Raw genomic sequence first — 15,055 nt, forward strand, 5'->3', positions numbered from 1 at the left:
CCATGACCGCCACACCCACCACCCCGCTCCCCGCCACCCCGCCGTCCGCGGCCGCGGGCGGCGCGCAGGCCGCGCTGCCGCTGCCGGTGACCGCCGTGACCTGCCTGGAGGACCGCGCGCACATCGAGCGCACCGCGGTCGCCGACCTCGCCGCCGGGGTCACCCGGCTCCGCCTCGGGCCGGTCTCCGCGCTCGCCGTCGACCGCTCCCTGCGGGCCGAGCCGGACGGCCCGGCCCGCGTCCTGGACGCCCGGATCGTCCGCAGCTGGACACCCCGCGCACCGCTGCCGCCCACCGAGGACGACTCGCCGCTGCGCCGCCGGGTCCACGCCCTGGAACAGGAGGGCCGGGCCGCCGAGCGGCTGGCCGAACGCCTGGAGGCCAGGCTCGCCCTGCTCGCCCAGCTCGCCGCCGACCTGCTGCGGGAGGTCGGCGAGGGCGCCGGCCGGGGCGAGCCCGAGCGCGCCCGGTGGAGCCGCGAGCTCGACCGGATCGACGGCGAACGCGACACGTACGGCGAGCAGCTGCGGGCCGCCCGGGCCCGCACCGACCTGCTCTCCGAGGAGCTGACCGCGGCCCTGCGGGCGCTGGAGGAGGCGGAGGAGGAGCCCGCCGAGCTGGTCGCCCACGTCGAGCTGACGGTGGAGGCCGACACGGCCGGCCCGGTGCCGCTGCGGGTGAGCCACCTGACGCCGTGCGCGCTGTGGCGGCCCGCGTACCGGGCGACCCTGGCCGACGGGAGGCTGACCCTGGAGACGGACGCGGTGGTGTGGCAGCGCACCGGCGAGGACTGGTCGGGGGTGCGGCTGACGCTGTCGACGGCGCGGTCCGCGCTCGCGTCGGAGCCGCCGCGGCTGACCGAGGACGTGCTGAGCCTGCGCGAACGCACCGGCGAGGAGCGGCGGACGGTCGAGGTCGAGCTGCGGGAGGAGGCGATCGGCTCCACCGGGCCGTCCGACGAGGGCCTGCCGGGCGTCGACGACGGCGGCGAGGTGCGGGTGCTGAAGGCGCCGGCGCCGGCCTCCGTGCCCTCGGACGGCCGGGCCCACCGGGTGCCGCTGACGTCCTTCGGCACGGCCGCGACCAGCGGTCTCGCGGCCGCACCGGAGCTGTCGCCGCTGGTCACGCGGGTGGTGCGGTTCCGCAACGACGCCGGGCACGCGCTGCTCGCCGGCCCGGTCGACCTGGTGCAGGGCAGCGGGTTCACCGGCCGTGGCGCGCTGCTGTTCACGGCGCCCGGCGCCCCCGCGGAGCTGGCCTTCGGCAGCTCGGACGGCTACCGCGTGGTCCGCGTGACGGAGGAGAGCCGCGGCTCCGCCGGGCTGACCCAGCGCACCGTGGTCACCCGTACCGTCCGGCTGCACGTGTCGCGGTTCTCCGGCCCGGAGGAGCAGGACGAGCAGGTGGTGGCCGTCCGGGAGCGCATCCCGGTCTCCGAGGTGTCGGCGGTGGAGGTGCGGCTGCGCGGGGAGGCGTGCTCACCCGCGCCGGACGAGGTGGACGCCGAGGGCGTCGTCCGCTGGGACGTACCGCTGCCGCCGGGCGGGCGGCGCACCCTCACGCTGGTCTACGAGGTGTCCGCCGCGTCGAAGGTGGCGGGCCTGTGACGTGGCCGCCGGAGCCGACCGGATTTGGCCCGTCGACTCCGGTACAAAGGACCCATGATCTACCATCTCGCCCCGCTGGACGACTGGCTGCGTGACCCGGGGCGGCCGTACGCGGCCGCCTCGCTGCTCACCGACGGCTTCATCCACTGCTCCCCCGACGAGCGGACGGCGCTGGCCGTGGCCAACCTCTTCTTCGCCGACACGCCCGAACCGCTGATGGCGCTGCTGGTCGAGGAGAAGCTCGTCGAGCCGATGGTGAAGTGGGAGGCGCCCTCCGGCCCGCCGCCGCCCGGCGCCGACCCCGACGTGCTGTTCCCGCACATCTACGGCCGGCTCAACCGGACGGCCGTGGTGGGACTGGAGAAGGTCGAACGCGGCGAGGACGGCAGCTGGTCCCTGCTGCTGCCCTGGAGCTGACGGCGGGCTGACGGCAGGCCCCCGCAGGGTGCCGCACGGGGCCGCCGCGCCGGGCCCGGCCCCCGGTCAGGTCGGCGCGACCAGCCCGGCCGACTCCGGCGGCACGTCCCCGGGGCCGGCCGCGCGGTCAGAGCCAGCCGCGCTCGCGGGCCGCCATGCCGGCCTGGAACCGCGTGGTCGCGCCGAGCTGCCGCATGAGGCTCTGCAGCCGCCGCTGGGTGGTGCGGGCGCTCCAGCCGAGCGACCGGGCGATCGACTCGTCGGTGAGACCGGCCGCCAGCAGGCCGAGCAGCTTGCGGTGGTCGGCCTCCGGCCCCTGGTCGGCCTCGCCGTCGCCGATCGCGGCCTGCAGCGGCACGGCCCGCTCCCACTCGGCCTCGAAGAGCGCGTCGAGCGCCTGGAGCAGCGCCGAGGGGTGGATGACGTAGGCGGCGTCGAGGACGCTGTCGCCGACGGTGATCGGGATGATCGCCATCTTGTCGTCGGACATCATCATCTTCATCGGGAGCGCGGGGCGGACACGGGCCTCCTCGCCGTCCTCGACGCCGATGAGGATCTCCTTCTCCAGCCGGCCGGGCCAGGCCACCGCGTCCTTGTCGTAGACGGTGCGGAACCGCACGCCGGCCTTCAGCTTGGAGCGCTGCCGGGGCATCTGGGCCGTCGGGTCCTGGATGTACGGCGGGCAGTCGAAGCCGCGCACCTGGTACTGGCTCGTGTCGACGAGGTGCTCCAGCCGCTGGGCGATGGCCTCGCCGCCGGTGAGCACCTCCACGGAGTGCGCCGGGTCGGTGTAGCGGGACGCCTCGCGGAACGCGTCCATCAGCCGGTGCATCTCGGCGCGGGCGCTGCGCAGTTCCGCCTCGCGGTGGCCGATCAGGGTGCCGATGGCCACGTCCGGCGCGACGGCGAGGTAGCGCTCCCGGTCGACCGGGGCGCGGGTGGCCATGCCCTGCTCGGCGAGCCTGTCCAGCGCCTCCTGGCTCTGCTGCAGCGTCAGCTCGCACTGGCCGGCCAGCTCCTCGGCGGTGGACTGCGGCGTGACCACCAGGGCCGCGTACACCTGCCCGTCCGGCCGTCCCAGGCCGAGCGCTCCGAATGCGTCGAGCACGCCACTCCTTCCCCCATGCGGCCAGCGGCTCCGTGGCGCAGTTCCGCCACTCGTCGACCCGATGCCCGGTGGCCATCCTGCGCCACAGATCCACATCATGACAAGCTGCTGGGGCGAGGTTCACACGGGCTCCCCGCCGAACAGCCGGAAGGCCTCCCCGCCGAACGGAGGGGAGGCCTTCGATTCGAAGGTGTGACTACAGGCCGACCTCGTGCATCAGCTGACCGACCTCCGGGTTGGTGAGGCGGCGCAGCCAGCCCGACTTCTGGTCGCCGAGGGCGATCGGGCCGAAGTGGGTGCGCACGAGCTTCTCCACCGGGAAGCCGGCCTCGGAGAGCATGCGGCGCACGATGTGCTTGCGGCCCTCGTGCAGCGTGACCTCGACGAGGTAGTTCTTGCCGACGTTCGAGATGACCTTGAAGCTGTCGGCCCGGGCGTAGCCGTCCTCCAGCTCCACGCCCTTGGCGAGCTGCTTGCCGAGGTCGCGCGGGATCGGGCCCTGGATCGCGGCGAGGTAGGTCTTGGTCACGCCGTACCGGGGGTGGGTGAGACGGTGGGCCAGCTCGCCGTGGTTGGTGAGCAGGATGATGCCCTCGGTCTCGGTGTCGAGCCGGCCGACGTGGAAGAGCCGGGTCTCACGGTTGGTGACGTAGTCGCCCAGGCACTGCCGGCCGTCCGGGTCCTCCATGGTGGAGACGACGCCGGCCGGCTTGTTCAGCGCGAAGAACAGGAACGACTGCGTGGCGACCGTCAGGCCGTCCACCTTGATCTCGTCGTGCTCCGGGTCGACCCGCTTGCCCTGCTCGGTCACGCGCTTGCCGTTGACCTCGACCCGGCCCTGCTCGATGAGCTCCTCGCAGGCCCGGCGGCTGCCCATGCCGGCCCGCGCGAGCACCTTCTGCAGGCGCTCGCCCTCGGGCTCGCCGAAGGTCTTCGGGGTCTTCACGACCGGCTTGTCGTGCCGGGCGAGCACCGCGTCCTCGATCTTGGCCTGCAGCTCGCGCGAGCGCTGCGGCTGGCGCCGCGGGTCACCCGGGGCGCCCTGGCCCTCGCGGCGCGGCTTCGGCGCCGGGGTCGGACGGCGGCTCGCACTGGTGCGGCCGGGGTAGGCGTGGGGACCGCCGCCGAACTCGGGGCGGTCGTAGCGCCGCTCCTCGGGACGCAGCGGACGGTCGGGGTACCGGTCGTCCTTGCGGTCGTCGCGACGGTCGTCCCTGCGGTCGTCACGCCGGTCGCTCGGACGCGGGGCCGAGGAACCGCCCCGCCCGCCGCCGTACGAGCCGCCGCGCGACCCGCCACCGCCGCTGCCGCCACCGTACGAGCCGCCACCGCTCCGGCTACCGCCGCCACTGCTGCTGCCGCCGAACGACGAGCCGCCGCTCCGACCGCCGCTGCTGCCGCCGTACGAGCCGCCGCGCGACCCGCCGCCACCGCTGCTGCTACCGCCGCCGCCGTACGAGCCGCCACCGCTGCGGCCACCGCCGCCGCTGCCGCCGTAGGAGCCGCCACGCGACCCGCCACCGCTGCTGCTGCCGCCGCCTCCGTACGACGAGCCGCCGCTCCGGCCCCCGCCCTGTCCGCCGCGTCCCTGGCCTCCCTGGCCTCCCCGGCCCTGTCCGCCGCCGCTGCTGTTCCTGCCGTTGCCACTGCTGCGCATCAAAATGTCCGTACGTCGTGTTCCGTCGTGGGTGTGCGTGTCGTGCCCGGCCGACCTCACCGCCCCCTCACCGGTCAGACACAGACCGGTTCGCCTCGTCACCGCCGCCGTCCGCGTGTGCGGCGGCGACCGCCTCCGCGATCGTCGTGCCTTCGAGGGACTCCGCTTCCACGTCGTCGACCTCGGGCAGGAAGGGCGCGAGCTCGGGCAGCTCGTCCAGGCCTCGCAGCCCAGTCCGTTCCAGGAAGTAGTTCGTCGTCCGATACAGGATCGCACCTGTTTCGGGCTCGGAGCCGGTCTCTTCCACCAGTCCTCGCTGTACCAGGGTACGCATCACGCCGTCACAGTTCACACCGCGGACGGCTGAGACCCGGCTGCGCGACACCGGTTGCCGGTAGGCGACGACGGCCAGAGTCTCCAGTGCGGCCTGTGTGAGGCGGGCCTGCCGGCCGTCGAGGACGTAGCGGTCGACGGCCGGGGCGCAGTCGGCGCGGGTGTAGAAACGCCAGCCTCCGGCGACGAGCCGCAGGTCGAAGCCCCGGCCCTGCATCTCGTACTCGGCGGCGAGTTCGCGCAGGGCGGCGGCGACCTCGGCGCGCGGGCGCTCCAGCACCGAGGCGAGGTGGGTCTCGGTGGCGGGTTCGTCGACGACCATGAGGATCGCCTCCAGTGCGGCCCGCAGCGGCACCCCGGGTTCCGCCGCGGCCGCCGCGGGATCCGCGTCCTTCTCCGGCCGGTCCGGCACGGGGTCGGGTTCGGGGTCGGGCCTCGGCAGCGGGGCCGGGTCGGGCATCGGCTCGGGTTCGGAGGTGTCCGCGGCGGGCCCGGCGGGGGCTTCCGCGGGCGCTTCCGCGGGGGCGGCGGCCGCGCCGGGCCGGGCGGCGGACCCTGCCGGGCCGGTCCGGGGCTCCTGGGGCGGCTCTGCGGCGGGCGCGGGGATGGCGGGGCGGTCCGGGTCGTCCTGCCCCCCCTCCGGCCCGTAGGCGGGCTCCTGCCACTCGTCGGGGCGGGCCTGGCCGGGCAGTCCGAGGGTGCGCCGTCCGGGGCGCGGGTGCTCACCGTTCACTGTCGCTCTCCGTCCTTGCCCGCCCCTCCGGCGGGGGCTGTGTCCGTACGGGGCTCCGCGGCTTCGCCGGGCGGCCGGTCGAACTCGTCGGTGACCTCGACCTGCCGGTCCGCCTCGGCGACCCAGTGCACCAGCAGCTCGCCGAGTGCGTCGGGCTGCTCGAAGTCGAGCACCCGCTCGCGGTAGAGCTCCAGCAGGGCGAGGAACCGGGCCACCACCACCAGGGTGTTCTCCGCGTCCTCCACCAGCCTGCCGAACGTGGCGCTGCCGAGCGCGGCGAGCCGGTCGACGACCACGCCGGCCTGCTCGCGGACGCTCACCGGCGGGGTGTGGATGTGGTCGACGTACACGACGGGCCGGGGCCGGGGCGTCATCGCGCGGGCGGCGAGCCGGGCGAAGCCCTCCGGGCCGAGGGTGATGACCACCTCGGGCAGCAGCAGGGCGTGGTGGGGCTCCAGCCCGACGGTGCGGGGGCGGCACTGCTGTTCGGCGGCCCAGCGCTCGGCGAGGACGGCCGCGGCCTCCTTGTACGCGCGGTACTGCAGCAACCGGGCGAAGAGGAGGTCGCGGGCCTCCAGGAGGGCGAGGTCCTCCTCGTCCTCGACCTCGGCGGCGGGCAGCAGCCGGGCGGCCTTGAGGTCGAGCAGGGTGGCCGCGACGACGAGGAACTCGGTCGCCGCGTCGAGGTCCCAGTCGGGGCCCATGGCCCGGATATGCGCGACGAACTCGTCGGTGACCTTCGACAGGGCGATCTCGGTGATGTCCATCCGGTGCTTGGCGATCAGGCCGAGCAGGAGGTCGAAGGGGCCCTCGAAGTTGTCGAGCCGCACCCGGAAGCCGCCGTGCCCCGCGCCGGGGCCGGCGGTGTCCGCGAGCGGCGGGGCGTCCGCGGGGGCCTGGGCGGCGGAGGAGGCCGGCGGCGGGGGCTCGGTCGGGCTCGTCATGGCCCCACCATCTTCGCCCGGCGGGGCCGCGCCCGGGGCCCGGTGGGCCCGCGACACGCCCGTCGCGGGCGGCGGCGGGCCGTGGGTCCTGAGCCTCGGGTCCTGAGCCGTGGGCTGTCGGCCGGAGGTGCGGTGCGGTGCGGCGGCTCAGCGGCCGCGCAGGCGCCGTACCAGGATGCTCGCCTCGCCGCGCTGCTCCAGGTCGGCCAGCACGACGGAGATGGCCTCGCGCACCACGCGGCCGCGGTCGACCGCGAGGCCGTGCTCGCCGCGGAGCACCAGCCGGGCGTGCTCCAGGTCCATGAGCTCCTCGGCGGAGACGTAGACCGTGATCTTCTCGTCGTGCCGTTCCCGGCCTGAGGGCCGTCGTGCCGCGCGGTTGCGCGGCCGCGGCCGACGCTGCTCGGCGGCCTGTTCCTCGGCCGCCGCGTGCCGGCGGGCGGCCTCGGCGGCCGCCTGCTGCTGGGCGGCCTCGGCGCCCGCGGGGGTGGTGCCGCCCTCCGGCGCGCCCTGGTCGGCGGGCCGGGCGGTCTCCGCTCGGGGGGCCTCGGCCGGCCGGCCCAGCGAGGGCGACAGGGCCATCCCCCCGGTGGTCCGGAACAGCTCGTCGGCTCCCGGGAGACTCACTCGGCGGGGCGGCACCGGTCGAGCACCTCCCTGGCGAGCTGGCGGTAGGCGGCGGCGCCGACCGAGTTGGTGGCGTACGTGGTGATCGGCTCGCCGGCCACCGTGGTCTCGGGGAACCTGACGGTGCGCCCGATGACGGTGTGGAAGACGTGCTCGCCGAAGGCCTCCACGACCCGGGCCAGCACCTCGCGGCTGTGCACGGTGCGGGAGTCGTACATGGTGGCGAGGATGCCGTCGAGGCGCAGGTCGGGGTTGAGCCGCTCGCAGACCTTCTCGATGGTCTCGGTGAGCAGCGCGACGCCGCGCAGCGCGAAGAACTCGCACTCCAGCGGGACGATGACGCTGTGAGCCGCCGTCAGGGCATTGACCGTCAGCAGGCCCAGGGAGGGCTGGCAGTCGATGATGACGTAGTCGTAGTCGGGCAGCAGCGGCTTGAGGGCCCGGGCGAGTGCGGACTCGCGGGCGACCTCGCTGACGAGCTGCACCTCGGCGGCGGAGAGGTCGATGTTGGAGGGCAGCAGGTCCATGCCGGGGACGGCGGTCTTCAGCAGCACCTCGTCGGCCGTCAGGCCCCGCTCCATGAGCAGGTTGTAGACGGTGACGTCGAGCTCCATCGGGTTGACGCCGAGGCCGACCGAGAGCGCGCCCTGCGGGTCGAAGTCCACGAGCAGCACCCGGCGGCCGTACTCGGCGAGCGCGGCGCCCAGGTTGATGGTCGACGTGGTCTTGCCGACGCCGCCCTTCTGGTTGCACATCGCGACGATCTGCGCGGGGCCGTGCTCGGCCAGCGGTGCGGGGATCGGGAAGTACGGGAGGGGGCGGCCGGTCGGGCCGACGCGCTCGCGGCGCTGCCGGGCGGCGTCGGGGGCCAGGGTGGCGGCGTACTCCGGATCGGGCTCGTACTCGGCGTCCGGGTCGTCGTAGGGGCCGTAGGCGAGGTCGGCGTAGGCCAGGCCGTAGGAGGCGAGCTCGGCGTCGTAGTCGCCGGGCGCCTGGGCGGCGTGCTGGCGGGCCTCGAAGGTGCGGACCGCGACCGAGCCGACCTCCACCGTGCCCACCGTGGACTGCCGGGCGTACTCGTCGTTCGGCTGTCCGGAGGCGCGCTCCGCCAGTCCTGGCTGACCACCCCCGGGAGCAAATGTCGACTCATTCACAAGTCGTCTTACCTCCTTGGGCTTCCAGGACTCTATGTCGATACGTCAGCGTGGCAGCATGCCGACGATTTGCGACTCTAGGCCGTTCCAGGCGTTCGCAGCAACACAATCCACGGTAGTGGGCATGATGTGTCGGCTCCCGGACCGCCTTCTGTCAAGGCTTGCGCACCCCTGGGACCCTGACGATTCCACGGCAGGCGCCACCCACGGGAGGGTGACCGCACCGACCGGGTCCGCAGGGCGGGTGACACGACGCACATGAATTGACATCGGCCGTCCACCGGGCGGTCACCGCGTCGGCGGGTGGCTCCCGGCCGGCGCCGGGGCATGCCGAAGCCCCCGGCCCGCGCGTTGCGGGCCGGGGGCGTACGGGGTCGGTCCGGCCTCAGGCGAGGACGCTGCCCAGCGGGACGGAGGCCAGGTCGAAGGCCTCGGCGACCGCCGCGTAGGTGATCTGGCCCTCGTGGACGTTCAGGCCCTTGGCGAGCGCCGCGTCACGGCGCAGCGCCTCCTTCCAGCCGCGGTTCGCCAGCTCGACGATGTAGGGCAGCGTCGCGTTGGTGAGCGCGTAGGTAGAGGTGTTCGGGACGGCGCCCGGCATGTTGGCCACGCAGTAGAACACCGAGTTGTGGACCTGGAAGGTCGGGTCGGCGTGCGTGGTGGCGCGGGAGTCCTCGAAGCAGCCGCCCTGGTCGATCGCGATGTCGACGAGCACGGAGCCCGGCTTCATGCGGGAGACCAGTTCGTTGGTGACGAGCTTGGGGGCCTTGGCGCCGGGGATGAGCACGGCACCGATGACGAGGTCGGCGTCGAGGACGGCCTTCTCCAGCTCGAAGGAGTTGGAGGAGATGGCCTTGATCCTCGTGCCGAAGACCTTGTCGGCCTCGCGGAGCTTGTTGATGTCGCGGTCGAGCAGGGTCACGTCGTAGCCCATGCCGATGGCGATGGTGGCCGCGTGCCAGCCGGAGACGCCGCCGCCGATGACCACGGCCTTCGCGGGGTGGGTGCCGGGCACGCCGCCGGGCAGCACGCCGCGGCCGCCGGCCGAGCGCATCAGGTGGTAGGAGCCGACCTGCGGTGCCAGGCGTCCCGCGACCTCGGACATCGGGGCGAGCAGCGGGAGGGCGCCGTTGGCGAGCTGCACGGTCTCGTAGGCGATGGCGGTGGTGCCGGAGGCGACGAGCGCCTCGGTGCCGGCGCGGTCCGCGGCGAGGTGCAGGTAGGTGAAGAGCGTCTGGCCCTTGCGGAGGCGGTGGTACTCCTCGGCGATGGGCTCCTTGACCTTCAGCAGGAGGTCGGCGGCGGCCCACACCTCGTCGGCGGTGGGGAGGATGGTCGCGCCGGCGGCCACGTACTCCTCGTTGGGGATCGAGGAGCCGACGCCGGCGTTGTCCTCGATGACGACCTCGTGTCCGTTGCGGACCAGCTCATGCACGCCGGCGGGCGTGATGGCCACGCGGTACTCGTGGTTCTTGACCTCGCGGGGGATGCCGACCTTCACGGCTAAACACGTCCCTCTTGCCTGGGGGTCCCGGCCGGGGAAAGACCGGCGGGCGGCGCGCGCGGGGAAAGCCTCCGGAGAACGCCGGGGCACGGTTCGCTGCGCGACTGGTGTCGAGTGTAATGAAGCCCAGCAGATACGCCAGCCTTCCAAAGTGACTAAATCAGCCGGACTCATTGGCAGGTTCGTAGGCTTGCAAGGTGTCGGCCACCCCATAGGCCAACGAATCGCGCATACCAGACACTACTCCGCAATCGGGTGGCCGAGTTCGCCGGCGAGCTGCCGCTGGAGGCGGTCCAGGGCGTGTCCCACCGAGGCCGCGCCCCGGTCGTCGCCGAGTCGGCGGAGCATCCCGAGCGCGGCCCGGTACTCGCGCAGCGCCTCCTCGAAACGGCGCTGCGCGGAGTGCGCCTCGGCGACCCGGGCCAGCAGCCGGGCCTCCCCCGGGGCGTCGCCGGCCTGCTGCCGCAGCGCCAGCGCCCGGCCGTACCAGTCACCGGCGCGCAGCGGGTCGCCGAGCGCCCGGTAGCACCCGGCCGCGCTCTCCAACGCGCGGGCGCATCCGGCGTCGTCGCCCGCCGCGCGCGCCCGGTCGAGGGCGTCGCGGTACCGCTCGGCGGCGCGTTCCCAGCGGCCGGCCGCCGCCTGCAGGTCGCCGAGGTTGAGGAGGGCGGCTGCGGCCCGCCGGGGCGCGGTGCCGCGCTCGGCGACCTCCAGCACGAGCTCGTGCAGCCGGTGGAGGTCGGCGGGGGCGGTGGCCTCGGTGAGCGGCAGCGCGCGCAGCAGCGCGGCCACGAGGCGGCCGGCGGAGCCGTCGAGGTCGCCGTGCCCGATCGCGCCGCCGACGGCGGTGAGGAGCTGGTCGCGCTCCTCGTCGAGCCACCGGGCGGCGTGCCCGGCCCCGCTCAGCCGCAGGGCGCCGGGCAGCGGGTCGGGCCGGGGCCCGTCGCCGGGGGCGAGCAGGGCCTGCGCCGAGTCGACCATCCGGACGAGGCGCTCCAGCAGCCGGGCGCGGGCGAGTTCGACCTCGGCGGGGCGGTCCGCCTCGGCGCGCAGCTCGACGAGCCGGGGGTGCAGCCAGCCGGGCACCCGGTAGCGCGGGGTGCCGTCGCCGGAGGGTGCCTCGGCGGTCAGCAGTTCCTGCCCGGCGAGCCGGTCGAGCAGTGCGGCGGCCTCCGGCGCCGGGCAGCCGGCCAGCGCGGAGGCGGTGCGCAGGTCGGCGAGCTGGCAGGGCGCGAGGGTGAGCATGCGCAGCATGCGGGCCTGGGCGGCGGGCAGGGTGCGGTAGAGCAGTTCGAACGCCGCTCCGAGCGGGTCGCCGTCGGGCACGGGCACGGGCGCGTCCTCCGGCAGGAGGGCGCGGGCGCGGCGCCGCTCCTCCTCCGCGTCCGGGCCGTCGGCGGTGTCCTCGGCGGGCCGGTCGCCCGCCGCGGAACCGGTGTCGCGGGCGCCGCCGGCGGCGGGCCGTTCGCGGGGGCCTGCGGCTGCGGCGAGTTCGGTGACGGCGTCGGTGACGGCGGCGCGGGCGTCGGCGCGCAGCCGCACGGCGGTCAGCCGCAGCGCGGCCGGGCGGCAGGCGCAGGCCTCGGCGAGGTCGGCGGCGCCGACCGGGTCGCAGCTGACGCGGGTGCCGCCGACCAGGTCGCCGAGCAGGCCGACGGCGGACGCCTGGTCGAGGCCGCCGATGATCACCGGGTCGATGGAGTCGATGCCGGTGAGCGGGCCGGTGGTGACCGCCAGCACCAGGGAGCCCGGCCCGGTGCCGAGCAGCGGCCGCAGCTGGGCGGCGTCGCGGACGTCGTCCAGCAGCAGCAGGACGCGCCGCTCGGCGAGGACGGCGCGCAGTGCGGTGGCCGCCGGCTCGTCGACGCCGTCGGGTCCGCCCTCGGGCAGCAGCCCGGCCGGCACCGCGTCGAGCTGTTCCAGCAGGCAGCGGGCGGCGCGGCCGGGCGGCGTACGGCTGCCGTCGGGCGCGGTGAGCCGGGCGTGGAGCACCCCGTCGGGGTACTGCGCGGCGACCGAGCGGGCGTAGCGGACCGCGAGGGCGGTGCGCCCGGAGCCGGGCCGGCCGGCGAGGACGACGAGCCGGCCGCGGCCTTCGGTGCCGCGGCCGGCGGCCGTGGCGAGGGCGGCGAGTTCGGCGCGCCGCCCGGCGAAGACGACGGGCCCGGCCGGGAGGCCGTCCGCCTCCGCCGGGACGGGTGCGCGGCCGCCGGACCGCTCGTCGTCCATGGTCGCCGTCTTCCTCGCCACCCGCGCCAGCTCCCGTCGGTCACCCGCATGCCGGGGCCCGGACGGGGCCCTGTGCCGGAAGCGTAGTTCGCGCGGACGGTCCGGCCGGGCTGACATCCGGTACTACCAACCGGTGAATCACCCCGGTGGATCAAGCGGTGGTGTCACTCGCTGCGGAACGGCCGGGCCGGCCAGGGCGAGTCGGCGGGCCGCAGCGCGTCCAGGCCGTCGCCGGTGAGGGCGGCGTGCAGGGCGAGGGTGCCGGTGACCAGGGTCGGGTTGTGGAGCGCCCCGGTGAGCACGAGGCCGACGAGCTCGGCGAGCGGCACGCGCGCGGTCTCGATCTCCAGCTCCTCGCCGTGCGCGGCGTAGCGCTCGCCGTCGGCCTCGGAGAGGTCGGTGGCGAGGAAGAGCCGCAGGGCCTCGTCGGTGCCGCCGGGCGAGGTGTAGAAGTCGACCAGCACGCGCCACCCGCCGGCCTGGCAGTGCGCCTCCTCGTAGAGCTCGCGCTGCGCGGCGTGCAGCGGGTTCTCGCCGGGCACGTCCAGCAGGCCGGCGGGGAGCTCCCACAGGCGCTGGCGGACCGGGTGGCGGTACTGCCGCAGGATCAGGACGCGCTGCCGGTCGTCGACGGCGAGCACGGCCACCGAGCCCGGGTGGGTCTGGTAGTCGCGGCGCGCCCAGGAGCCGTCGGGCATGTGCACCTCCTCGGTGCGCACCCCGGTGACCCGGCCCTTGAAGGGCGTCTCGCCGGCGCGGACGGGCCACTGCTCGGCCGCGTCCCTGATCTGCTGCTGAAAGTCCATCGCGCTCCCCTTTTCGTCAGTACGACACAATCTAACCCGACGCCCCCTCAGCCTGCGCCCATGTCGCCCCGGAAACAGCCGGACGGCGGCCGTGCGGGGGAACCCGCACGACCGCCGTCCGTGGTCCGGGCCTACTGCTGGGCGCCGGTCTTGATCGCGATGGCCGCCGCCACCAGCCCGGCGAAGAGCGGGTGCGGACGGGTCGGACGGGACTTCAGCTCCGGGTGCGCCTGGGTGGCGACCAGGTAGGGGTGGACCTCGCGCGGGTACTCGACGTACTCCACGAGGTCGCCCTTCGGGGAGAGGCCGGAGAACTGCAGGCCGGTCTTCTCCAGGTCGGCGCGGTAGGCGTTGTTGACCTCGTAGCGGTGGCGGTGGCGCTCCTCGACGTACTGCTCGCCGCCGTAGACCTCGCGGACGATCGATCCCTCGGCGAGCTTCGCCGGGTAGAGGCCCAGGCGCATGGTGCCGCCGAGGTCGCCCTTGCCGTCGACGATCGCGAGCTGCTCGGCCATCGTCGAGACGACCGGGTACCTGGCTGCGGCGTCGAACTCGGTGGAGTTCGCCTCGGGCAGGCCGGCGAGGTTGCGGGCCGCCTCGATGACGACGCACTGCAGGCCCAGGCACAGGCCCAGCAGCGGGATGCGGTTCTCGCGGGCGTAGGTGATCGCGGCGACCTTGCCGTCCACGCCGCGGTCGCCGAAGCCGCCGGGGATGCAGACCGCGTCGACGTCGCCGAGCTGCTCCTGCGCGCCCTCCGGGGTCAGGCAGTCGTCGGAGGCGACCCACTTGATCTCGACGCGCGCGTTGTTGGCGAAACCTCCGGCACGGAGCGCCTCGGTCACCGACAGGTAGGCGTCGGGCAGGTCGATGTACTTGCCGACCAGCGCGACCTTCACGATGTGCTGGGGCTCGTGGACCCGGCGCAGCAGGTCGTCCCAGACCGTCCAGTCGACGTCGCGGAAGGCCAGGTCGAGGCGGCGCACGACGTACGCGTCCAGGCCCTCGCCGTGCAGCACCTTCGGGATGTCGTAGATCGACTTGGCGTCGATGGCCGCGACCACGGCCTCCTCGTCGACGTCGCACATCAGCGAGATCTTGCGCTTGATGGCCTGCGGCACCTCGCGGTCGGCGCGCAGCACGATGGCGTCCGGCTGGATGCCGATGTTGCGCAACGCGGCCACCGAGTGCTGGGTCGGCTTGGTCTTCAGCTCGCCCGAGGGGCCGATGTACGGCAGCAGGGAGACGTGCACGAAGAAGACGTTGTCCCGGCCGACCTCGTGGCGCACCTGGCGGACGGCTTCCAGGAACGGCAGCGACTCGATGTCGCCGACGGTGCCGCCGACCTCGGTGATCACGACGTCGACGTCGTCGGTCGCCATCCGGCGGATCCGGGACTTGATCTCGTTGGTGATGTGCGGGATGACCTGGACGGTGTCGCCCAGGTACTCGCCGCGGCGCTCCTTGGCGATCACCGTCGAGTAGACCTGGCCGGTCGTGACGTTCGCCGACCCGTGCAGGTTGGTGTCGAGGAACCGCTCGTAGTGGCCGATGTCGAGGTCGGTCTCGGCGCCGTCGTCGGTGACGAAGACCTCGCCGTGCTGGAACGGGTTCATCGTGCCCGGGTCCACGTTGAGGTACGGGTCGAGCTTCTGCATCGTCACGCGCAGGCCGCGGGCCTTGAGCAGGGCGCCCAGGCTGGAGGCGGTGAGCCCCTTGCCGAGCGAAGAGGCGACACCCCCGGTGACGAAGAGGTGCTTGGTCGTCACGGCGCGGCCGGTGGCCGACTTGCCGGAATGGGGCTGTGCCAAGAGGGGGCTCCCGTGGGTCGCGTGTCGAGGGTGACTCCGGTGGCCGGACCTCCCTGGCGTACGCGTCGACGCGGTGCACGCCGGAGGTCCGGCGGGCCGTCGAGTCGTCGGTCGGGGGGTCCTCA

At 74.7% G+C, this 15,055-nt stretch carries 12 protein-coding genes; 2 read left to right on the top strand and 10 right to left on the bottom strand.

Going from position 1 to position 15,055, the window contains the following annotated elements; genetic code table 11:
• Window positions 1–2: 2 nt before the first annotated feature.
• Both OG335_RS11675 and OG335_RS11680 read left to right on the top strand, forming a co-directional pair.
• Window positions 3–1,607, top strand: a complete 1,605-nt coding sequence (locus OG335_RS11675; RefSeq protein WP_405011020.1) for a mucoidy inhibitor MuiA family protein — start codon at window positions 3–5, stop codon at window positions 1,605–1,607.
• A gap of 54 nt (window positions 1,608–1,661) precedes the next feature.
• A complete protein-coding gene (locus OG335_RS11680) occupies window positions 1,662–2,024 on the top strand; it encodes a DUF952 domain-containing protein (protein WP_405011021.1) in 363 nt (120 codons plus the stop codon).
• Between the two features lie 127 nt (window positions 2,025–2,151).
• On the opposite strand, the gene OG335_RS11685 is transcribed toward OG335_RS11680, so the two are convergent.
• The 10 genes from OG335_RS11685 to OG335_RS11730 form a co-directional block, all read right to left on the bottom strand.
• Window positions 2,152–3,132, bottom strand: a complete 981-nt coding sequence (locus tag OG335_RS11685; protein WP_405011022.1) for a helix-turn-helix domain-containing protein — start codon at window positions 3,130–3,132, stop codon at window positions 2,152–2,154.
• 196 nt (window positions 3,133–3,328) lie between these two features.
• Window positions 3,329–4,789 carry a pseudouridine synthase gene (locus OG335_RS11690; protein WP_405011023.1) on the bottom strand — a complete coding sequence of 487 codons (1,461 nt, stop codon included), beginning with the start codon at window positions 4,787–4,789 and terminating at the stop codon, window positions 3,329–3,331.
• Window positions 4,790–4,856: 67 nt separating this feature from the next.
• Window positions 4,857–5,444: an SMC-Scp complex subunit ScpB gene (scpB, locus tag OG335_RS11695; RefSeq protein WP_405015362.1), complete on the bottom strand. Its 588-nt coding sequence runs from the start codon at window positions 5,442–5,444 to the stop codon at window positions 4,857–4,859.
• Between the two features lie 407 nt (window positions 5,445–5,851).
• Entirely contained in the window at window positions 5,852–6,799 is a 948-nt protein-coding gene (locus tag OG335_RS11700) for a segregation and condensation protein A (RefSeq protein WP_405011024.1), read from the bottom strand.
• Window positions 6,800–6,946: 147 nt separating this feature from the next.
• A complete protein-coding gene (locus tag OG335_RS11705; protein WP_405011025.1) occupies window positions 6,947–7,381 on the bottom strand; it encodes a hypothetical protein in 435 nt (144 codons plus the stop codon).
• A gap of 41 nt (window positions 7,382–7,422) precedes the next feature.
• A complete protein-coding gene (locus tag OG335_RS11710) occupies window positions 7,423–8,580 on the bottom strand; it encodes a ParA family protein (RefSeq protein ID WP_405011026.1) in 1,158 nt (385 codons plus the stop codon).
• A gap of 385 nt (window positions 8,581–8,965) precedes the next feature.
• Complete coding sequence (gene ald / locus OG335_RS11715) at window positions 8,966–10,081, bottom strand: alanine dehydrogenase (RefSeq protein ID WP_405011027.1); 1,116 nt, start codon at window positions 10,079–10,081, stop codon at window positions 8,966–8,968.
• Between the two features lie 243 nt (window positions 10,082–10,324).
• Window positions 10,325–12,313 (bottom strand): tetratricopeptide repeat protein, encoded by a 1,989-nt coding sequence (locus tag OG335_RS11720; protein WP_405011028.1) that lies wholly within the window; start codon window positions 12,311–12,313, stop codon window positions 10,325–10,327.
• Between the two features lie 164 nt (window positions 12,314–12,477).
• Window positions 12,478–13,119 carry an NUDIX domain-containing protein gene (locus OG335_RS11725; RefSeq protein WP_405011029.1) on the bottom strand — a complete coding sequence of 214 codons (642 nt, stop codon included), beginning with the start codon at window positions 13,117–13,119 and terminating at the stop codon, window positions 12,478–12,480.
• Between the two features lie 131 nt (window positions 13,120–13,250).
• Window positions 13,251–14,930, bottom strand: a complete 1,680-nt coding sequence (locus tag OG335_RS11730; RefSeq protein ID WP_405011030.1) for a CTP synthase — start codon at window positions 14,928–14,930, stop codon at window positions 13,251–13,253.
• Window positions 14,931–15,055: the final 125 nt, after the last annotated feature.

Origin of the sequence: Kitasatospora sp. NBC_01539 (genome assembly GCF_045040525.1) — a bacterium.
In the GTDB taxonomy this organism is placed as follows: Bacteria; Actinomycetota; Actinomycetes; order Streptomycetales; family Streptomycetaceae; genus Kitasatospora.